We start from the raw sequence: 21,877 nt of genomic DNA, 5'->3' as shown, positions 1-21,877 counted from the left end.
GGGAGAGATGAGCACGCGCCGAGGGCCGAGCAGCGAGGCTCCGACGGACGAGCCGCACCGGCGGGCGCTGTCGGCCGCGGTCGCGGCCGTGCTCCAACGGATCGACGCACACGCGGCCGGCCGCACCGACGGGCCGCCGCCGTCCGGTGAGCCCGCGCGCGCCGCCACCGCCCTGGACACGCTCACGGCCTCCTTCGCGCTCACCCCGTTCGAGCGCGACATCCTCGTCCTGGCGGCCGCCCCCTCGGTCGACCCCACCGCCGCCTCCCGGTGTGCGGCGGCGGGCGGCGACCCCGGACACGGCTACCCCACCTTCTCGCTCGCCCTCGCCGCCCTCGACCGACCGCACTGGAGCGCGCTCACCCCGGTCGGCCCGCTGCGCCGCTTCCGACTGGTCGAGCCGGACGACGAGACCGCGCTCACCACCTCCCGGCTGCGGATCGACGAGCGGGTTCTGCACTACCTGGTCGGCGTGCCCTACCTGGACGTGCGGCTGCACGGCCTGCTCACCCGGGTCGGGCCGCCGGGTGAGCTGCCCGGCCCGCACGAGCGGTGCGCGGCCGGACTGGCGCGCGAGTGGACCGAGAGCGGACCGGCCGAACCGTCCGGACCGCCGCACGCCGAACTGACCGGAGCCGACCGCCGCACCCGCTGGGACATCGCGGCGACGGCGGCCCGCCACGCCGGCCTCGGCCTCTACGCCGCGCACCGCGAGGACCTGCCCACCGACCCCGCCGAGCGCGAGCGACTCGCCCGGCTGTGGCAGCGCGAGGCGATCCTGATCCCGGCCGCCCTGCTGGTGGAGAGCGGCGACCGCCCGTCCGCCCCGAACGGCACCGAGTCCTTCCTCGCGAGCCTCGCGGTACCGCTGGTCGTCTCCGGCGACGATCCCCCACCGGCCGGGGCCTCGGACCGCACCCGGCTGACCGTGCCCCCGCTCGGCCCCGAGGAGCAGCTCGCGGTCTGGACGGCGGCGCTGGACGGCGCGCCGGGGATCACCAAGGACGGACTCCGCTCGCTGGCCGCCCAGTTCTCGCTGCCCTCCCATCTGATCCGCTCCGCCGCGACGACCGCCCGGCGGGCGGCCGAGGACGGCCGCGACATCGGCCCGCTGGCCTGGCACGCCGGACTGGCGGAGGCCCGGATGTCCCTGGACGAGCTGGGCCGGCGGGTCGAGCCGCGCGCCGGCTGGGAGGACCTGGTGCTGGCGGAGCGCCAACGCGCGACGCTGCGCGAGATCGTCGCCCACGTCCGCCGGCGCGGCACGGTCTACCAGGAGTGGGGCTTCGAGTCGGTCCTGCGCCGAGGCCTCGGCGTCACCGCACTCTTCGCCGGCGGGTCGGGCACCGGGAAGACACTGGCGGCCGAGGTGGTCGCCGGGCAGCTCGGGGTGGACCTGTTCGTCATCGACCTCTCCCAGGTCGTCAGCAAGTACATCGGCGAGACCGAGAAGAACCTCCGGCGGGTCTTCGACGCGGCCGAACGCGGCGGCGCCCTGCTGCTGTTCGACGAGGCCGACGCGCTGTTCGGCAAACGCAGCGAGATCAAGGACAGCCACGACCGCTACGCCAACCTGGAGGTCAGCTACCTGCTGATGCGGATGGAGGCCTACCGGGGCCTGGCCGTGCTCACCACCAACATGAAGAAGGCACTGGACCCGGCGTTCATGCGGCGGATCAGATTCGTGGTCGACTTCCCGTTCCCCGGCGTCCCCGAGCGCGCCGAGATCTGGCGGCGAGTCATCCCCGAACGGACCCCCCGCCAGGACCTCGATCCGCAGCGCCTCGCCCAGCTCACCGTGACCGGCGGCTCCATCCGCAACATCGCCCTGTCCGCCGCCTTCCAGGCCGCCGACGAGGACTGCCCCTTGCAGATGCGGCACCTGCTGGCGGCCGCACGCACCGAGTACCTGAAGCTCGAACGCTCACTGACGCCCTCGGAGGTCTGCGGATGGACCTGACCGCCGACCAGATCCTCAGCACCGACCACGACCGGCCACCGCCGACCCGGCACCCGGTCGCCCTGACCGCCACGACCGCCCTGACCGCCACGACAACCGGGCGCCCGGAGCCGGAGCCCTGGCGGGTGGACCTGACCGGGGGGCGGCGGGATGCCGGGGGTGGACGGATCGAGGTCGAGATCGGCGAGTTGGTCCTCGACGGGTTCGCGCGGGTCGACCGGGACCGGCTGGTGGTGGCGTTCCGGGGCGAGCTGGCGCGTCTGGTCGAGGCGCGCGGTGTGGCGCTCGCGGACGGTGGTGACCGGGAGTTGGATCTGCTCGCCGGGCTGCCGCCGCTGCCGGCCGACGCCTCGCCGCAGCGGCTCGGGGCGGCGCTCGCCCGGGCCGTGCACGCCGGGTTGTCCGGTGGTGGCCGGCCGCCGGAACGGGGGCGGGCGTGACCCGGATCGCGACCGGTAGGGAGTCCGCGCAGGAGGCGGCCAAGCGGAGGACGCGGACGCCGAGGGCCCGTACGCCCGAGCCGAAGGAGATCGTCTCCGGCGCAGGCCAGCCGCTCGATCCCGGCCTGCGCCGGGAGTTGGAGGAGCGGCTCGGGCACGACCTCGGCCGGGTCCGGGTGCACACCGACCGGGACTCCGCCGCGCTGACCGAGCTGATCGGCGCGGACGCCGTCGCCGTCGGCCCCGACCTCTTCTTCGGCGAGGGCAAGTACCGGCCGGCCGCCGAGGACGGCCGACGGCTGCTCACCCATGAGTTGCTGCACACCGTCCAGGCCCCCAACCCGCTCGGCGCGCTGCGGGCCGGTCGGGACCTGGGCGCGGTCAGCCTCCCGCAGGACGCGATCGAACAGGAGGCCGAGCACGCTACGCGCGACGACCGGACGGCGGCGGCGACGCCCGCCGCCACGCCGGGCTGGCTCCGCTACGCGACCGTCGACGCCGACCGGTTCCGCACCGAGCGGCTCGATCCGGCCACGCTGGTCGACCGGCTGGCAGCCGGAATCCTGCGCTCGCTGCGTGGTGACCCGACCGACTCCTCCGGCCGGGTCCGGCTTCAACTCGCACGCTTCGCCCCGGAGTTGCAGGCCTCCGTGCTCGAACGGCTGGCGGACCGGCTGCCCTCCTCGGACTACGCCCGCCTGTTGGAGCTGGTCGAGGCCGCCGAGCACCGCCCGGCCGACGTGGACGGCGCGCAGACGCCCGAGCCGGTCACCGAGGCCGCCGACCGTCCGGAGGAGGAACGCGAGCCGGACGACAACGAACCGGACGACAACGAACCGGACGACAACGAGCCGGACCACGACGAGCCGGACCACGACGAGGAGGCCCGGCCACCGGACCAGGAGGCGGACCGGCCGGACGAGCAGCAAGACGAGCAGCAGGACGCGGCCCAGGACACGGAGCAGCAACCGCCCCCGGAGGGCGGGACCGGCCGACAGGCGCCGCCGGACGCTCCGCCGACGGAGCAACCCACGCCCGAGCCGGAGGCGCCCGCCCCCGTCGCCAACACGCCGGTGGCTGGGCAACCGGACACCGCCGCCCAGCCCTCGGCGGGTACGACGCCGCAGGAGCCCGCCGCCGGGCCTCCCCCGCAGCCCGCGCCGGTCCGGCCCGCGCGCCTGGATTCGATCGCGCAGGCCCCGGACAGCCCGCTCACCCGGCACGGGCTGGCGGAGGGCGGTCTCCCGCAGGACCAGGCCCGCGACGAAGAACGGCCGTTGGGTCTGGAGCCCGGCGCGGACGCCGAGGTCCACGACTCCCCCGGCGCGGAGCGGGAACAGCCGCCGCCGACGGCCGCCGACGAGCCGCAGTTGGGACCGGCGGACTTCCTGCCCTCGTCGGACCCCGAGGTGTCCGCCGTCCCGACCGTCGACCGGATTCCGACGGCGGCGGAGGGCGTGCCCGCCGCGAACGCCGACGAGCCGGCGCTTCCCGAACCGCCCGCGACCAGGGCCGACAAGGTCCAGGAGGAGCGCGAGAGCCGGCCCGAGGCCGACGAGGAGCCTGCGCCACCCCCCGGGCCCGCTCCCGCCACGGAGGAGGCCGCACAGCCCGCGCAGCCCGAGGGGAGCGAGGAGACCGAGGACCGGGGCGGCCCCGGCCTCCAGCCGGAGCGTCCGGTCGAGCAGGAGATCGGCCCCGATCCGGCCCAGGACCGGAGGCCCCGCGCGCCCGAACCCACCACCCCGGAACCGCCGGACCAGGAGCCGGCCCAGGAGCCGGGCCGAGAGCCGGACCAGGGGCCGGAAGCACCCGCCGAGGAGGCACGGGAGCCCGGACGGGACGCCCCGGAGCGCACCGCCGCCGCCCGCACGACCGCAGGCCCGGTCGGCGGCGAGGCCCCCGGCGGACCCCCCGACGTCCCGGACACCGCGCCCGGAGCCGCACCCGAAACCGCAGCACCCGAAACCGCAGCGCCCGACGCCGCCCCCGGCCCGGCCACCGAGCAGGCCGACACCCCGGCCGGACTCGCCGCCCGCCCCGCCCCGGACGCCTCCCTGGAAGCCGGCGGCGGCGCCTGCGCGGGCCCGCAGCAGCCCACCACCGAGGCGGAGCCGGACGCCGCCGGCGGCGGCTGCGCGGCCGGCGGCGGAACCGGCGCGGGCGCCCCCGCCAAGCAGGAGGAGCAACCCGCCCCGCCCGACGTCTCCGGCCAGGACCCGCAGAGCGCCCTCGCCACCGCCGCGAGCCTGCCGCCCGACCGGATGGCCGCCACGCTGGACGGCGTGGACGGGTCGGTGGACCGCACGGTCGCCGAGCAGCACGCCCGGCTGGAAGCCGCCCCGCCGACCGTCCGGCGGCCCTCCGGAGCGCCGCAGACCCGGAGCCGGTCCGGCCCGCCCGAGGCCGCGCCGCCCGCCGAGGCGGTGACGGAGCGGCTGGAGCGGGTCGGCCCCCCGGGCGCGGACGGCGCGCAGCAGGAGGTCGAGCGGAGGAAGGTCGAGGGCCGAAACCCCGGCGACCGGGTCGCCGCGCCGCACGTCGCCGACGACGCCGGCAGCCAGGTCTCGCCGCAGGAGGTGCAGCGGCTCCAGGGCGCGGTCGACGGCGTGCCCTCGACCGATCCGGCGCTGAACACCACGGTCGGCCGGGCGCCCAGGGTCGAACTGACCGGGGAGAGCGACCCGGAGCGGACCGACGCGCAGGCGGCGCGGCTCAAGGAGGGCTCCGCGAGGATCCTCGGCGTCGGCCGACAGGACGCCGCCAAGCCGATGGGCGAGGACCGCGTCTACCCGGACGTGCCGCAGGAGACCCTCACCGCCTCCGTGCCGGGTGGCGGGGGCGGCCCCGGGGGCACCGGCGCCGGCCGCGCGGTCGGCACCGGGTCGGCCGCCGAGCCCGGCATCGGCCTCGTGGCGCGGCAGGAGCGCGGCCCGCAGATCCAGGCCGCGGTCGCCCAGGGCCAGGGACACCTGGGCTCCGCCCAGACGGAGCAGCGGCAGGGCGAGACCGAGGCGCGTCGGCGGAACCAGGCCGAGATCGACCAGGCGGTGGCCGACAACGCCCAGGCCCAGGCGGGCGAACGCGGCGAGGCGGCGGCCAACGTCCGGGCCGAGCGCGAGCAGTGGCGCACCGAGCAGGACCGGGAGGTCTCCGACGCGGACCGGGACGCGGGCGCGGAGCACCAGGACACGACCGGCCGGATCGACCGCAAGCGCACGGAGGCCGACCAGGACGTCGAGGACCGCCGTAAGGAGGACAACCAGAAGATCCAGGACAAGCGGAGGGAGGCCGAGGAGAAGGCGCAGAAGGAGAAGGACCGCAAGAAGGAGGAGTCCGAGGGCTGGTGGGGCTGGGTCAAGTCCAAGGTCAAGGCGGCCTTCGACGCGCTGGTCGAGGCGGTCACCAAGGTCTTCGACTTCTTCCGCGGCCTGATCAACGGCATCATCGACGGTTTCCGCGCGTTCGCGAACTGGGCGATCGACCAGGCGCGGAAGTTCGCCGTCGACCTGATCAACAGGCTCGCGGACGCGTTGATCAAGATCTGCGACGTCCTGCTGGCGGCCTTCCCCGAACTGCGCGACCGGTTCCGCCGGCGGATCGAGGAGTGGCGGGACAAGGCCGTCGCCAAGGTCAACGCGTGGGCGGACCGGCTCAAGAGCGCCGTCAACCGGCTGCTCGACGCGCTGGCGGCCGGGCTGAACGCGCTGCTGAACGCACTTGAGGCGAGGCTGAAGGCCGCGATCGAGTCGGTCCGCAAGGCCGTGCTGGACGCGATCGACTTCGTGCGGAAGGCGATCGCGGTCTTCGGCGAGTTCGCGGTGCTGATCGGCGACATCGCCTCCGACCCGGGCGGGTGGCTGAAGAAGCTCGGCACCGCGGCGGTCGACGGCATCCGGAACCACCTGTGGGGTGCGATCAGGAGTGCGGTGCGGCAGTGGTTCGACGAGAAGGTGGAGTCGGTCGTCGGTCTGACCTCCACCCTGGTCAACGTGCTGGTCAAGGGCTGCATCTCGATGGCTCAGATCGGCCGGATGGCCTGGCAGGCGATCGTGGCCTCGCTGCCCGGGATCATCGTCTCGATCGTCGTCGAGAAGCTGGTGTCGCTGATCGTGCCGGCCGCGGGCGCGATCATGACGATCATCCAGGGCCTGGTCGCGGCGTGGAACACCGTCAGCAGGATCGTCGCGGCGATCGGGAAGTTCGTCGCCTTCCTCAAGGCGGTCAAGTCCGGGGCGGCCGCCTGCCTGTTCGCCGACGCGGTCGCGGCGGGCGTGGTCGCGCTGCTGGACTTCATCTCCAACTTCCTGCTCAGTCGGCTCAAGGGGGCCGGCAAGGCGGTCGGCACCCGGCTCAAGGGGATCGCCCAGAAGATCCTGAAGGGCCTGGCCAGGGCCGGCCGGGGCGCCCGCAAGGCGGCCGGAAGCGCCGTCAACAAGGCCCGGGCGAGCCTGCGCCGGGCCACTCGAACGCTCCGCCGACGCCCCTCCCCCGGCCGGCCGAGCCCCTCCCGAACCGCGGCCACCCGAACCGCGGCCACCCGCACCGGACCCGCCCGCCACACCCTCCAGCGCGCCGGCCGCAGGCCCGGGCAGCGCCCGGCCCCCGCCGCCGGACGCCCCCGCCGCCCCGCCTCCCCCGTCGGCCGCGCGCTCAACGCCTCCCGGCAGACTGTCAAGGCCGCCCTCAACCGCGTCCGGGGCGCCGCCCGCGCCCTCGGCCGCAGGCTGCTCGGCAGCAGGCTCGGCCGCGCCCTCACCAACGGCGCCCACCGGATCCGCGACGCCTACCGCCGACAGCGCGACCGCCTGCGCGACTGGCAGCGCAAGCGCCGGCAGCAGCGCGCCGAACGCCGCGCGCGGGAGAACTCGCCGCAGGCCAAGGACCAGCGGCTCGACCTGATCGTGGCCCGCGTGCGGCCCCGGCTGGAACGGCTGCTCGGCAAGGGGGTCCGCCGCCAGGTCCTGCGGGCGGTGCTGCGGGCCCTGCGCGCCTGGTACCGGCTGACCGGGCTGGAACTGAGCGGGCTGCCGCGGTTCGTGGTCCGCGCGCTGCTGAACCCGGAGAAGGTCGCCGTCGCGGGGGTGGAACTCGACCGCACGGAACTCCTGGAGTTCATCCGCCGGGTGGCGGACGAGGTTCGGGGCTCGGCCCGGCACGTCGAGCGGACGGAGGGCATCGGGTACGACGACCAGGACCGGCGGATCTCCACCGGTGACCGGATCGACTCGGTGTCGCTGGCGAACAGGTTCCGCACGCTGGCCTTCCCGGACGGGAGCTACCAGCGGGTCGAGGGCCCGAACGGCGCCGCCGCGGGACTCAAACAGGGGTTCAACAGTCCACGCAATCAGGTGGTTTCGCCACAGGGAAGCGCCGAGCAGAGGCTCGCCCACGACTACCCGAGCATGTTCGCCGGAATGCCGCGAGCGGAACAGGAGAGGATCGCCCGCGCGATGCTCGCCGATCTGGGCGGCGGGCCCGTGCCGCAGGGCGCGGACGCCGTCCCGGACAGCAGGAGGGTGTTCCTGCACACCCTGGGCGCCGTGGAGCACAACCGGGCGCCCAGCGACGTGGTCTACCGGGCCATGGCCTACAAGATCGCGACGGAGGACGCCCGCAAGTTCGACAAGAAGCAGATCGCCGCCGGAATGACCGACCTGGACAAAGCCGTCAACAAGCTGCCGCTGGCACCGAAGGGGGCCCAGGCCGGGGGCCGGCAGCTCGATCTCGCCCTCAAGTTCAAGGAGCTGAAGTCGACCACCGACGATCCGGACGTGCTCGCCCGGCGGATGCAGGCGCTCGCGGCGCGGGAGGGGCTGCGACCGGCCGAACTCCAGAAGCTGACCGGGGTCAGCGAGGCCCGCTACCTCACGGCCCAGGGCATCCCGGCCAAGGAGCGCAAGGCCGTCCGGACCGTGATGAACGACAAGAACGCGACCGCGGAGAGCCGGGAGGAGGCGCGCGCCAAGGTGGAGTCGTGGAAGCAGGCCTACGTCCAGCACGCCTGGGGGGAGGCCGCCCGCAAGGGTGAGGTGCGCACCACGCGCGAGGCCGATGCCATGGCCGAACGCGAGGTGGCGTTCCTCCAGGCCTGGGCCGCGACGCTCGAACTCGACTTCGCCGACCAGGGCGGCAAGGACGCCCTGTTCGCCCACATCCGCAACCACATCCGCACCATCTACGGCCTCTGAGGCCTGGAGCAGACAGAAAGGGGAGGCCGCATGGCCGTCGGACCGCACACGGGTCGTCGTCTGATTCTTCGCGACTCCGTGGACAACGCCGGGATCCGGGCCTTCGCCGAGGCCGAGGGATGGACCTACCAGGGGGACATCGCGCGCGATCCGGCGAGCCACGCCTTCTACGAGGCGAAGTGGTCGCTGCCCGGCGGGCTGTCGGCCCACTTCGTCGCGGACGAGTTCATCGACGCCCGGTACCTGGTGGTCGCGGGTGACGACCAGGCCCGGGTCCAGGAGGCGTCGGCACGCGTGGAGGCCGCGCTCGACGTGTGGAGCGTCGCGGACCTGGAGACCAACTTCGACGTCTGCGTCTACCCGTTCGAGCAGGCGAGGTCGGTGCTCCTGCTGGGCGCCGGCTCCCCGGAGCGGGCGGTGGACCCGGTGGTGATGCGCGTCCTGGAGGCGCTCCGGCACAAGGACCCCCGGGTGCGGCGGGCCGCCGTCCAGGCCATGGTGTACGCCGAGTGGCCCGAGTACCGGCAGCCGCTGGCGGAGCTGGCCGCCCACGAGGCGGACCCGGAGGTGCTCCGCGAGGCGGAGATCGCCCTCCGGGTGCTGGCGGAGCGTCATGAGTAGCCCGTCCCCGCGCTACACCGACGCGCCCAGGCCCGTGCGGTCCGGGCTGGTCGTCGTCGACCCGCAGCGCGGCACCCCGCAGCGGATCGTCGTGCTGCAGTTCAACCCGGACAGCCTGGAGCGCTCGCTGGCCCCGCAGGCGGCGGGCGCGGACGGTGGCGGGGACCGGACGGAGGCGCTGCGGCTGAAGGGGCCGGCCGTGGAGACCTGGAAGTTCACGGCGGAGCTGGACGCCACCGACCAGCTGGAGGTGCCGGCCCCGAACGGCGTCCATCCGCAGCTGGCCACGCTGGAGTCGCTGGTGCAGCCGGCCAGTGCGCAGCTGCGGGCCAATCAGGCGCTCGCCGCGCTCGGCACCCTGGAGATCACTCCGGTCGAGGCCCCGCTCACCCTGTTCACCTGGGGCGGCAAGCGGATCCTGCCGGTACGGCTGACCGAGCTCACCATCACCGAGGAGGCGTTCGACATCGATCTCAACCCGATCAGGGCCGCCGTCGCGATCGGCCTGCGGGTCCTGACCGTCAGTGACCTGCCGACCGGCCACCGCGGGGCCGAGCTGTACCTCGCGCACCTGGCGCAGAAGGAGCGGCTGGTCGGCGCCGCGGGGGACGGCCGGCTGGGCTCGCTCGGCCTGGGAGGGGGGTTCCAGTGACCGTCGACCCGTCGGCCGCGCTGCCCGCGCCCTCGCCCTACCCGCTGACCAGCCGGTACCACGGTGTTCCGGTCGCGGTGCACACGGAGCCGGACGGACGGCAGGTGCCGTACCTGGCGCGGCGGCTGCTGCCGCGTCCGGACGGTCCGGCGCCGCTCGCCGAGCACGTCGTCGGCACGGGCGACCGCCTCGATCTGCTCGCCCACCACTACCTCGGCAGCGCCGACCAGTGGTGGCGGATCGCCGACGCCAACCCGGTGCTCGATCCACGGGAGCTGACCGCGACGCCGGGCCGGCGGATCATCATCGCGCTGCCCGGAGCACTGCCCGGATCGGCGCCGGGCGCTGGGGCGGTCCATGCCTGACGCCTCGGCCGTCACGGGCGGCGGACCGGTCGGCTCGATCCACCTCGGCCTGCTGATGGGCCCCCACCTCCCGGTGCCGGTGCCGCAGCCGGTCACCGACGCCCTGCTGTCGGCGCAGGTCACGGTGGCCTCGGGGCAGCGCAGCGGGTTCCAGCTCGCCTTCGACCTGTCGAAGCGGGGGCTGATCAACACCGCCCTGCTGCCGGGCGGCTTCTTCGACCCCAAGATCAGGGTCGTGCTGACGGCGACCGTCACGGGCACCCCGAGCGTGCTCATGGACGGTGTGATCATCCGCCAGGAGGTCGGCATCAGCAACCAGCCGGGCCAGTCCACGCTCACCGTCACCGGCGAGGACCTGACGGTGCTGATGGACCTGGAGGAGCAGGCCGGGGTGCCGTTCCCGGCGATGTCCCCGGCGGCCCGGGTCGCCGCGATCATCGGCAAGTACGGGCAGTACGGCATCGCGCCGCTGGTCATCCCCGAGCTGGTGCCGCAGACGCCGATGCCGACCCGGCGGATCGACTTCCAGAAGGGCACCGACCTCGGGTACGTCAACGAGCTGGCGAAGGCCAACGGTTACGTGTTCTACCTCGACCCCGGCCCGGTGCCCGGGGTGAGCCGCGCCTACTGGGGGCCGGAGATCCGGATCGGCGTGCCGCAGCACGCGCTGAGCGTGAACATGGACGCGCTGTCCAACGTCGACCAGCTCACCTTCGCCTTCGACGGGACCGCCCGGGAGGAGCCGGAGGCCCGGATCCAGCTCCCGGCGACCAAGGTGTCCTCCGTGCTGCCGGTGCCGGAGGTGAGCATCCTGCGCCCGCCGCTGGCGCTGCGGCCGGCGCCGGCGCTGAAGAAGAAGGTCGTCGCGGACACCGCCAAGAAGGACACCACCCAGGCCGTGGCCGAGATCATCGCCAAGGCCATGCAGTCGGCGGACGCCGTCTCGGGCTCCGGCCAGCTCGACGTCGTCCGGTACGGCCATGTGCTGCGGCCGCGCGAACTGGTCGGCGTGCGCGGCGCCGGGATCACCTACGACGGCCTGTACTTCGTCAAGAGCGTCACCCACAACCTCAAGCGCGGCTCGTACACCCAGAACTTCACGCTGACCCGCGAGGGCCTGATCGCCCTCCAGCCGGCCGTCGTCCCGTAGCAGCAGCCACCCCCAGTCAGGAGTCACCGGCATGGCCGAACCGACCCGCTACCTCGGCAAGTTCCGGGGGACGGTGGTGAACAACACCGATCCGCTCGGGATCGGCCGCATCCAGGCCCAGGTGCCCGATGTGCTGGGCGAGGCCGTGTCCACCTGGGCGATGCCGTGCTTCCCGGTGGCCGGTCCTGGCATGGGGCACTACGCCGTCCCGCCGGTCGGGGCGGGCGTCTGGCTGGAGTTCGAGCAGGGCGACCAGAGCTACCCGGTCTGGACGGGCTGCTGGTACGGCTCCGTCTCGGAGGTCCCGGTGGAGGCGGCGACCGGGCCGCCGGGCGCGCCGAACATGGTGCTGGAGACCTCCGGTCGTCGGGTGATCGTGCTGTCCGACGATCCGACCACCGGGATCACCCTCCGTACGCCCAGCGGGGCCTCGATCGTGGTCAACGACTCGGGGATCCGGATCAGCAACGGCCAGGGCGCCACCATCTCGCTCGTCGGCGCCACCGTCTCCATCAACCAGGACGCCTTCAGCGTGACCTGAGCGCGCCCCATCCGACACCCGACCCGACGGGAAGAGTCTCGTGCCCGGAAATCTGCTGCACGTCAACGCGACGGTGACCTGCCCGCACGGCGCCCAGGCGACCGCCCGGCCCGCCCAGGCCCGGGTGCTGGTCACCGGCCAGGCCGTCACCAGCACGGCCGACCCCTACACGGTGACCGGCTGCCCGTTCACCGTGGCCGGCAAGCCGCAGCCCTGCGTCACGGTCCGCTGGGTGGTGCCGTCCGCCCGGATCAGGGTGAACGGCTCCCCCGCGCTGCCGCGCTCCGCCGTCGGGCTGTGCCAGAGCGCCGAGCAGGTCCCACAGGGCCCGCCGGTCGTGACCGTCGTCCAGCAGCGGGCGGAGGGGGCATGAGCACCGCGGGGTACCCCGGACACCGCGCCGGTCCGGTCCGGACCGACCTGGCCTTCCCGTTCCGGATCGACAGCCGCGGGCGCACCGCCGAGGCGGCGTACGACGACCACGTCCGCGACCTGATCGAGCAGTTGCTGTTCACCAGCCCCGGCGAGCGGGTCATGCACCCGGACCTCGGCTGCGGGCTGCTCGACCTGGTCTTCGCCCCGAACAGCCCGGAACTGGCGGCCACCCTGCGGCTGTCGGTGCACGCGGCGCTGCAACGGTGGCTCGGCGATGTGATCGAGGTCGCCTCGCTCGACGTGACGAGCGAGGACAACGTGGTGCGGGTCGAGCTGGCGTACCTGGTCCGCCGGACCGGCTCGCGGCGCAGCGACGTCTTCGAGGGCGGGGTGGCGGCATGACCGGCGGATCCGAACGACCGACGGCCCGGTGCGGGACGCACACGCGGCGCGCCGATGTGCGCGCGGCGCACCTGCTGGGCCTGGACGGCGCCGAGGTGGGCGACGACGGGCGCACGCTGAGCGTGACCTTCCTCGGCCGGGCGCCGGACGAGCTGGGCCCGGAGAACCTCCGGGTCGACGGCGGCCGGCGGATCACCGGGCTGCGCGCCCTGACGGTCGAGATCGAGCGCGCCGACGACCCGGAGCTGGACGACCGGATGCACATCGTCCTCGACCGGCCCGGCGACACCTCCCGCTACCGGCTGACGGTGGTCGAGGCGGACGCCTACGGCCGGCCGGGCAGCCGCCCGTACCCGGGCTTCGACCCGAGGTACGCGCACACCGCGTTCTCCTTCGGCCCGGACTGCCCCTCCCCCTTCGACTGCCGTACCGAGGAGGGCTGCCCGCCCGCCGTCCGGCCGGCCCCCGTCATCGACTACACCGCCCGCGACTACGAGAGCCTGCGGCGGCTCGTGCTGGACCGGATGAGCCTCACCACCCCCGGCTGGACCGAGCGGCACCTGCCCGACCTCGGCATCACCCTGGTCGAGCTGCTCGCCCACACCGCCGACCGACTCTCCTACCAGCAGGACGCGGTGGCCACCGAGGCGTACCTCGACACGGCCCGCCGCCGGGTGTCGGTGCGCCGGCACGTGCGGCTGGTCGACTACGCGATGCACGACGGCTGCAACGCCCGGGCGTTCGTCGCGCTGACGGCGGACCGCCCGCTCACCCTGCGGCACGGCACCTTCCGCTTCGCGGCCGTCGACGTCGGCCGGCTCGGCCCGCAGGACCGCCCGGAGCTGTCCACGGTGATCCTGGACGAGGAGCTGGACGCGCTCGCCGGGACCGCCGCCGTCGAGGTGTTCGAGCCGCTCGGCGGGGCCGACCTGGTGCTGCGCCCCGCGCACAACACCATCCGGTTCTGGACCTGGGGCGACCAGGACTGCGTCCTGCCCGGGGGCGCGACCTCCGCCACCCTGCGCGACGACTGGCACCACGCCGCCGGGCACGACGACGGCCGGCCCGGCCCGCCCCGCACCCGGCGGCTGGCGCTGCGCCCCGGCGACCTGCTGGTGATCGAGGAGGTGCTCGGCCCGCGCACCGGCGCCGCCGCCGACGCCGACCCCACGCACCGCCAGGCGGTCCGCCTCACCTCGGTCACCCCGCTGGTCGACGAGCTGTACGAGCAGCCCCTGGTCGAGGTCGGCTGGGCGCCGGAGGACGCGCTCGCCTTCCCGGTCTGCCTGTCCGCGCACGGCGGGAGCGACTGCGGCCCGATCGAGGACGTGAGCGTCGCCCGGGGCAACGTCGTCCTGGTCGACCACGGCCGCTCCCTCACCTTCTGCGGCGGCGCCCCGGAGGCCTTCACGGTGCCGCCCGAGCCGGTCCTCGTGCCGCCGTGCGGACCAAGCGCCCGCGGCTGCGCGGACCGCGCCGAGGGCAGTCCCGCCGCCGAGGCGATCCACGCCCTGCTCGACCGGACCAGGAGCGGCCGCCACCTCGGCCCGGCGCAGGTCCGCGAGCTGGACGCGCTGCTCGGCGAGGCGGCGGTGCGGCGCGCCGGGCTGAGCGTCCGGCTGGCGCCCGGCGCGGGCGCGGAGGGCGAGGACGGCGAGGGCGCCGTGGTCGAGCCGCCGACCGCCGACGCCCAGGCGGCGGCACTGGAGACGCTGCTCGACCAGACCCGCTACCCCGTCCTGCCGCAGCCCTTCCGCCCGCTGCTGCGCCACACCCCGGTCACCCAGGCGGCCGCCCACCCGGACCCGGCGCACGTCTGCGCCGGCCAGGCCGTCCTGCTGGCCGCCGTCCCCGAGCAGGTCCGGCGGCGGCTGGAGGAGCTGTGGCACCGGGCGAGCCGCGGCCACGACCCGTCCCGCGCCGAACTCGCCGAGCTGACCCTGCTGTTCGGCGCCCGGGTGGTGCGCGAGCTGCGCCTCGCCGAGCGGCCCGCCGCCGGGCTGCGCGAACTGCTGGCCCGCCGCACCCGCCTGCTCGCGGCCAAGCTGCGCCGCCTGGAGGTGCTCACCGCCCGGGCGCGCGCCGGCACGGTGCTCCGGCCCTCCGGCGTCTGGGAGGTGGCCCAGACCTGGGGGCCCCGCTACGCCGCCGGGCTCGACCCCGACTCCCCCGCGCTGGCCGGCCCGGCGAGCGCGATCGCCGTCCAGGACCCGCGCGCCGCGCTGCCCGCGGTCCGTGCCACCGCCGACGGACTGGAGTGGACGCCCCGCCGGGACCTGCTCTCCGACGGCCGGCGGGACCGGCACTTCGTGGGCGAGGTGGAGGACGACGGCCGGCTCGCGCTGCGCTTCGGCGACGGCCGCCACGGCCTGCCGCCCCGGCCCGGCGCGGAACTGCGGGTCGCCTATCGGACCGGCAACGGCGCGGCAGGGAACGTCGGCGCGGAGGCCGTCAACCACCTGGTGGTCTGCCAGGACGGGCCCGACCCCGCGCGGCCCCGGCCGCAGGACGCCGTGCTCCGGGTCCGCAACCCGCTGCCCGCCACCGGCGGTACCGAGCCCGAACCGCTCGACCAGGTCCGCCAGTCGGCCCCGCTCGCGCTCGGCCGCACCCGGCTGCGCGCCGTCACCGCCGCGGACTACGCGGAGCTGGCCGCCACCCTGCCGGGCGTGCGGCGGGCCGCCGCCGAACTCCGCTGGACCGGCAGCGCCCAGGAGGTCCATGTCGCCGTCGAGCCGTACGGGCGGGCCACCGCGGACACCGCCCTGCTGGAGGCGGTCGGACACGGCCTGGAGGCCTACCGCCGGATCGGCCACGACCTGGTGGTGCGCCCCGCCCTGCTGGTGCCGCTCGACCTCGAACTGCGGATCTGCGCCCTCCCCGGCCACCAGCGCGGCCATGTGCTCGCCGAGCTGCGGCGGGTGCTGGGCAACCGCGCCCTGCCGGACGGCCGCCTCGGCTTCTTCCACCCCGACGCGCTGGGCTTCGGCGACCCGGTGCGGGCCTCCCGGCTGGTCGCTGCGGCGGCGGCCGTGCCGGGCGTGCTCAGTGCCCAGGTCACCCGGCTGCGGCGGCAGTTCGGGCGGGACGACGGCGAACCGGCGGCCGGGCTGCTGCGGATCGGCCCGCTGGAGATCGCCGGTTGCGACAGCGACCCCGACCGGCCGGAGAACGGCCGGCTCTCGATCGTGATCGGAGGCGGCCGATGAACGGCCAGTGCACCTGCGGCTGCTCGGGCACCGCGACGGCGACCCCGGCGCCGCTGTTCAACCCGCCCGGGCTGGACGCCATCGGCTACCGCGTGGGCCGCTACGGACAGTTCCTCGACAGCCTGCTCGCGCGGCTGTCGGGGCCCGCCCACCCGGCGCTGCGCGGCCTGACGGTCCGCACCCCGGACGACCCGGCGATCGCGCTGCTGGACTCCTGGGCCGTGCTCGCCGACGTGCTCACCTTCTACTCGGAGCGGATCGCCAACGAGGGCTATCTGCGCACCGCCACCGAGGAGGCCTCGCTCACCCTGCTCGGCCGGCTGGTCGGCCACCGGCCCCGGCCCGGCGTCGCCGCCGACACCTACCTCGCCTACACCCTCGACCGCGATCCGCGGGCCGCCGAGGACCCGACCGTGATCGTCCCGCGCGGCGCCCGCAGCCAGAGCGTCCCCGGCCCCGGCGAGGACCCGCAGTCCTTCGAGACCGCCGAGGACCTCGCCGCCCGCTCGGACTGGAACGAACTGGCCGTGCTGCGCCGCCGCCCCTACCAGCTGACGCCCGGCCAGCTGAACCCCGGCGGGCGGGCCGAACTGTTCGCCGCCGGCACCGCCAACAACATCAGGCCCGGCGACCGGCTGCTGTTCGTCTTCAGCGCCGACCGGGCCGCCGACGCGGTCCACCGGGTGCTGCGGCTGGTGCCCGAGGTGCGGATCGACCGCGAGAACGACGTCACCGTGATCGGACTGCCCCGGGACCTGCGCACCCTCAAGGACCTGCGCGCCGAACTGGCGGACTGGATCACGGTCTCAGCGAACGCCCCGAACCCCAGGCCCGGGCGGAGCCGGATCGTCCGGGACTTCGACACGCAGGTGCTGGCCCCGCTGCGCGCCGACCTCGACCTGCCGGCCGGCCCGCTGAGCACCCCGGCCGGCTTCGCCGAGCGGCTCGCCCCGGTGGTCGACCGGGCCGCCGAGGCCGCCGAACTGGCCCGCTCCCAGCGGCCGGTGGCCGACTGGTTCGGCCGGCTCGGGGAGGAGCTGACCACCCTGCGGGGCCGCGCCCACCAACTGGAGCCGCCGCAGGCCGCCGAGGAGCCCGGGCCCCACCCGCCCGGTGCCGGGGCCGCCGACCCGGCTGTGCGCGGACTCGGCCCGCTGCTGGCCGCGCTGCGCACCACCCCCGCCCGGCCCCCGCTCAGCGCCCGGGACCTCGCCCGCGACCCGCGGCGCCTGTTCGCGCCCGGCTCGGACCTCGGGGTGCGGCTGCTGTCCGCCCTCGACCCCCGGCTGCGCGACGACCTCTACCCCGCCTGGCGCCGGGTCGACCTGACGGCGCCGCTCGCCGTGCACGAGATCCAGGCGATGCGGGTGGTGGCCACCCCGTTCGGCGCCACCGCGCCGCTCAAGCCCGTGTACGGCGCCGACGGCCGGATCGAGCGCTACGTGGACTGGCCGCTCTCCGGCAGCACGCTGATCGGCGTCCGGGTCACCTTCGACGCCGCCGGCACCGTGCCCGCCACCGCCGACTTCACCTACGTCGAGGCCGGCAGCCTGCTGCACAGCGGCTTCTCGCTGCCGTGGGACCACACCTTCCCGTTCGGGCCGGGCCAGGTCGAGGTGGTCACCACCGAGCCGCCGCCCGACCCTCCCGCCGCACCCGGGCGGGAACCCGGCGTCACCGCCCGGTTCCTGGCCGGGCTGCCCGAGCGCACCGTCCTGGTGTCCCGCCCCCAGGCCGACGGCCGCGTGCACGTGCGGATCGAGGGCGGACCCGGCCCCGCGCTCGACCACCACCTCGAACCGGGCCAGGAGACCACCGGCGACTCCGGCGAGCTGAACGTCCGGATGCACCGCCACGCCGCCACCGACCAGTCCCCGCCCGCCGTCGAGGTGGTGTTCACCACCAGACTGCAGCCGGTCTCCGGCACCGTCCTCACCCTCGACGCCGTCTACGACCAGATCGCGCCCGGCAGCTGGGTGGTCGTCCAGCGCCCGCGCAAGGGGCTCGACGGCGGCGTTCCGGGCAGCCGCGACCTCGCCGAGGTGATCACCCGGGTGACCGATGTGCGGGTGATCTCCCGCGCCGACTTCGGCATCACCGGCAAGGTCACCGAACTCTCCCTCCAGCAGCCCTGGCTGGACGACCAGGACACCCAGCTCTCGCACATCCGGGACGCCACCGTCTACGCCCGCGGCGAGTCGCTGCGGCTCGCCGACGAGCCCGTCACCGAGGACGTGCACGGCGCCCGGATCGAACTCGCCCGGCTCCACGACGGGCTGGCCCCCGGCCGGCTGATCGCGGTCGGCGGTGAGCGGACCGACATCCCGCACACCACCGGAGTCCGGGGCACCGAGCTCGCCATGATCGCCGGCGTCGAGCAGAGCGTCGACCCCCGGCTGCCCGGCGACACCGTCCGCACCGTGATCACCCTCAGCGCCCCGCTCACCCACCGCTACCGGCGCGACACCGTCCAGGTCCTCGGCAACGTGGTCCGCGCCACCCAGGGCGCCACCCGCGACGAGGCCGTCGGCAGCGGCGACGCCGGCGTCCCGGGCCAGCGCTTCACGCTCTGGCAGTCGCCGCTCACCTGGCTTGCCGCCGACACCCCCGGGGGCGCGCGCAGCACCCTGGAGGTGCGGGTCGACGGGGTGCGCTGGCACGAGGTCGACAGCCTCGCCGGGCGCGGCGCCACCGAGCGGGTGTACGTCACCGCGACCGCCTCCGACGGCCGCACCATCGTCACCTTCGGCGACGGCGTGCACGGTTCGCGCCTGCCCACCGGCCGGGAGAACGTGCGCGCCCGCTACCGGATCGGCATCGGCGAGTCGGGCAACGTCGGCGCCGGCCGGATCACCCAGCTCACCACCCGCCCGCTCGGCGTCTCCGCCGTCGTCAACCCGCTGCCCGCCACCGGCGGCGCCGGGCCGGACGGCCCCGGCCTCGCCAGGCGCACCATCCCGCTCGCCGTCACCGCCCTGGACCGGCTGGTCTCGGTCCGCGACTACGAGGACTTCACCCGCTCGCGGGCCGGCATCGGACTCGCCGCCGCGACCCGGCTCTCCGACGGCGGGCGCGAACTCGTCCACGTCACGGTGGCCGGGGTGGACGACATCCCGCTCACCGGCGACTCCGACCTGATCCGCACCCTGCGCTCCGCGCTCACCGCGCACGGCGACCCGCGGCTGCCGGTCCAGGTGGCGCTGCGCGAACTCGTGCTGCTGATCGTCGCGGTGAGCGTCGAGGTCGCCCCGGACCACTCCTGGGAGCTGGTCGAACCGGCTCTGCGCCGCGCCCTGCTCTACCGCCTCGGCTTCGCCGGACGCCGACTCGGGCAGAGCGCCCACCTGTCCGAGGTGCTCGCCACCGCGCAGGCCGTCCCCGGGGTGGACCGGGTCGACGTGGACGCCTTCACCGGCGTGCCCGGCGGCATCACCCCCGAGGGCCTGGAGCAGCTCTCCGAGCAGCTCGCCCGGCCGCGGCCGCTGGTCCCCGCCCGGCTCGCCCGCTTCGAGGAACAGCGCCACCGGGTGCGGAACCCCGCCGGGGAGACCCTCACCGAGATCGCCGCCCGCCACGGCATCCCGGTCGCGGAACTGCTGCGGCTCAACCCGTCCGTCACCGACACCCGCCCGCTGCCGCCCGGCCGGGTGCTGACCGTCTTCCGCGGCGTCCGCCCGGCCCAACTCGCCGTGCTGGCACCGAACCTGCCCGACACGCTCATCCTCAAGGAGGCCCGCGCATGACCGAGCACGACGGGCGGGACCCGGACGGCCTGCTGGAGCTGCTCCCGCAGTGGCACCGGCTGCGGGACGCCGACGCGGGCGAACCGCTGCGCGCCCTGCTGGCCGTCGTCGCCGAGCAGGTGGACGTCGTCCGCGCCGGCATCGACCAGGGCTACCGGGACTGGTTCGTGGAGACCGCCGCCGACTGGGCCGTCGCGTACCTCGGCGACCTGGTCGGCCACCGGATCCTGCCCGGCTACGAGGAGGTCCTCGCCACCGGCCTGCACGGCGGGGCCGACCCGGAGCGGACGGCGGCCCGCGACCGGCTGGCCGCCCGGCTGGCGCCGCGGCGGGACGTCGCGAACACCGTCGCCCACCGCCGGCGCAAGGGCACGCTCGCCCTGCTGGAGGAGCTGTCCGCCGCGGTCGCCGACTGGCCGGCCCGGGCCGTGGAGCTGTCCCGGCTGCTCGGCGGGACCCAGCCGATCCGGCTGCTGCGCCCGGACGAGGAGCCGGCCGACCGCCTGCGGCTGAGCCGGGGCCGGCTGGTCGACGTGCGGCGCGGCGCCGCGCTGGACCTGCTCGGCGGGCCGTTCGACGAGCAGGCGCACACCGCCGACGTCCGCCGGGCCGCCTCCACCCGCCGCCAGGGCGGCCGCACCCCGGCCGGGGTGGCGCTGTACGTCTGGCGGCTGAAGCCGTACCCGGTCACCCGGGCGCCCGCCTACTGCATCGACCGGGCCAGGAACCTGTTCACCTTCTCGGTCCTCGGGAACGACGCGCCGCTGGTCACCCGGCCCGAGCCGGAGCCGTCGGCCGGCCACCTCGCGGCGCTCGACAACGTGCCGGCCCCGATCCGGCGCCGGCAGCTGGCCGAGCGCCCGGCCGACCACTACGGGCCCGGCAAGAGCTTCGCCATCTGGCGCGACGGCGCCACGGAGCCGGTCCCGCCCGCCGAGATCACGGTGGCCGACCTGACCGGCTGGACCTACCGGCCCGGCCGCGGCCAGGTCGCCGTCGACCCGGTGCTCGGCCGGATCGCCTTCGGTGCCCGCACCGCCCCGCGCCGCGGCGTCTGGGTCGACTACCACTACGCGTTCGCCGACGACACCGGTGGCGGGGAGTACCCGCGCGACCGCCCGCGGGAGCGGCAGCGGACGGTCTACCGGGTCGGCCCCGGGCGGCCGTTCGACCGGATCAACGACGCTTACCGGCAGTGGCGAGCCGACCAGCAGGACGGCCGGGCGGGCGGCGCCGCCGTCATCGAGATCACCCACAGCGGCGCCTACCAGGAGCAGTTGGACTTCGACCTGGCGGCCGACGACCGCCTGGAACTGCGCGCCGCCGAGGGCGCCCGGCCGGTGATCCGGCTGCTCGACTGGTACAGCAACCGGCCGGACGCGCTCAACGTCCGGGGCGTGTGCCCGGGCGGGCGGCTGGTCCTGGACGGCCTGCTGATCAGCGGTCGCGGCGTCAACGTCACCGGCCCGCTCGCCTCCGTCACCCTGCGGCACTGCACCCTGGTGCCGGGCTGGTCGCTGGAGCCGCACTGCGAGCCGCACGCGCCGCAGGAGCCCAGCCTGGTGCTGGACCACACCACGGCCTGTATCCGGATCGAGCGCACGATCCTGGGCGCGATCCAGGTGGTCGGCGACGAGGTGGACGCCGAGCCGCTGGAGATCCACCTGAGCGACAGCGTCCTGGACGCCACCGGGCCCGGGCGGCCGGCCCTCGCCGGGCCCGACTGCGTACCCGCCCACGCGCTGCTGCACGCGCACCGTTCCACCGTGGCCGGCGAGGTGCACACCCACGCGGTGACCGTCGCCGAGGACTGCGTGTTCACCGGACGGCTGCGGGTGGCCCGCCGTGCGCTCGGCTGCCTGCGCTTCTGCTACGTGCCGCCGGGCTCGCGCACCCCGCGCCGCTACGCCTGCCAGCCCGACCTGGTGCGCTCGGCGGTGACCGGGCTGGTCGAGCGCGGCGAGCTGGACCCGGCGGCGGCCGCCCGGCTGCGCGAGGTGGAGACCGCGCGGGTCCGCCCGGTGTTCAGCAGCCTCCGCTACGGCACGCCCGACTACGGCCGGTTCGCCGCCGGGTGTGCGCCGGAGATCACCCGGGGCGCCGAGGACCGCTCCGAACTCGGCGCCTTCCACGACCTGTTCCAGCCCCAGCGCGAGGACAACCTGCGGGCGCGGCTGGCCGAGTACACGCCGGCCGGCACCGACGCCGGCGTCTTCTTCGTCACCTGA

General features: G+C 75.6%; 13 protein-coding genes. All 13 read left to right on the top strand.

Annotation, left to right across the window (positions count from 1 at the left end; all coding sequences use genetic code 11):
- Positions 1 to 7: 7 nt before the first annotated feature.
- The 13 genes from ACFZBX_RS10405 to ACFZBX_RS10345 are packed head-to-tail and all read left to right on the top strand — an operon-like array spanning position 8 to position 21,877.
- Positions 8 to 1,960, top strand: a complete 1,953-nt coding sequence (locus tag ACFZBX_RS10405) for an ATP-binding protein (RefSeq protein WP_391532836.1) — start codon at positions 8 to 10, stop codon at positions 1,958 to 1,960.
- Positions 1,951 to 2,400 carry a hypothetical protein gene (locus tag ACFZBX_RS10400; protein WP_391532834.1) on the top strand — a complete coding sequence of 150 codons (450 nt, stop codon included), beginning with the start codon at positions 1,951 to 1,953 and terminating at the stop codon, positions 2,398 to 2,400. Before ACFZBX_RS10405 ends, ACFZBX_RS10400 begins: the two co-directional genes overlap by 10 nt.
- On the top strand, positions 2,397 to 8,591 hold the full coding sequence (locus ACFZBX_RS10395) for a DUF4157 domain-containing protein (protein WP_391532832.1): 6,195 nt from the start codon (positions 2,397 to 2,399) through the stop codon (positions 8,589 to 8,591). Before ACFZBX_RS10400 ends, ACFZBX_RS10395 begins: the two co-directional genes overlap by 4 nt.
- Before the next feature lie 30 nt (positions 8,592 to 8,621).
- Positions 8,622 to 9,212 carry a HEAT repeat domain-containing protein gene (locus tag ACFZBX_RS10390; RefSeq protein WP_391532830.1) on the top strand — a complete coding sequence of 197 codons (591 nt, stop codon included), beginning with the start codon at positions 8,622 to 8,624 and terminating at the stop codon, positions 9,210 to 9,212.
- Entirely contained in the window at positions 9,205 to 9,864 is a 660-nt protein-coding gene (locus tag ACFZBX_RS10385) for a hypothetical protein (protein WP_391532828.1), read from the top strand. Before ACFZBX_RS10390 ends, ACFZBX_RS10385 begins: the two co-directional genes overlap by 8 nt.
- Positions 9,861 to 10,229, top strand: coding sequence for a hypothetical protein (locus ACFZBX_RS10380; protein ID WP_391532826.1), 369 nt, complete (start codon positions 9,861 to 9,863; stop codon positions 10,227 to 10,229). The genes ACFZBX_RS10385 and ACFZBX_RS10380 overlap by 4 nt, the downstream gene beginning before the upstream one ends.
- Complete coding sequence (locus ACFZBX_RS10375) at positions 10,222 to 11,379, top strand: hypothetical protein (RefSeq protein WP_391532824.1); 1,158 nt, start codon at positions 10,222 to 10,224, stop codon at positions 11,377 to 11,379. The genes ACFZBX_RS10380 and ACFZBX_RS10375 overlap by 8 nt, the downstream gene beginning before the upstream one ends.
- A gap of 31 nt (positions 11,380 to 11,410) precedes the next feature.
- A complete protein-coding gene (locus ACFZBX_RS10370; protein WP_391532822.1) occupies positions 11,411 to 11,920 on the top strand; it encodes a phage baseplate assembly protein V in 510 nt (169 codons plus the stop codon).
- A gap of 40 nt (positions 11,921 to 11,960) precedes the next feature.
- Entirely contained in the window at positions 11,961 to 12,293 is a 333-nt protein-coding gene (locus tag ACFZBX_RS10365; protein ID WP_380753918.1) for a hypothetical protein, read from the top strand.
- Positions 12,290 to 12,697, top strand: coding sequence for a GPW/gp25 family protein (locus ACFZBX_RS10360; RefSeq protein ID WP_391532819.1), 408 nt, complete (start codon positions 12,290 to 12,292; stop codon positions 12,695 to 12,697). Before ACFZBX_RS10365 ends, ACFZBX_RS10360 begins: the two co-directional genes overlap by 4 nt.
- Entirely contained in the window at positions 12,694 to 15,906 is a 3,213-nt protein-coding gene (locus tag ACFZBX_RS10355) for a putative baseplate assembly protein (RefSeq protein WP_391532817.1), read from the top strand. Before ACFZBX_RS10360 ends, ACFZBX_RS10355 begins: the two co-directional genes overlap by 4 nt.
- The gene (locus ACFZBX_RS10350) at positions 15,903 to 19,649 is read left to right on the top strand and encodes a putative baseplate assembly protein (RefSeq protein WP_391532815.1); all 3,747 of its coding nucleotides are present in this window, start codon (positions 15,903 to 15,905) and stop codon (positions 19,647 to 19,649) included. The genes ACFZBX_RS10355 and ACFZBX_RS10350 overlap by 4 nt, the downstream gene beginning before the upstream one ends.
- Complete coding sequence (locus tag ACFZBX_RS10345) at positions 19,646 to 21,877, top strand: hypothetical protein (protein ID WP_391532813.1); 2,232 nt, start codon at positions 19,646 to 19,648, stop codon at positions 21,875 to 21,877. Before ACFZBX_RS10350 ends, ACFZBX_RS10345 begins: the two co-directional genes overlap by 4 nt.

The sequence above is a fragment of the Kitasatospora sp. NPDC008115 genome (assembly GCF_042957205.1).
GTDB lineage: Bacteria > Actinomycetota > Actinomycetes > Streptomycetales > Streptomycetaceae > Kitasatospora.
Note: the sequence above shows the minus strand (reverse complement) of the source record. Positions and strands in the feature narration are given on the sequence as shown.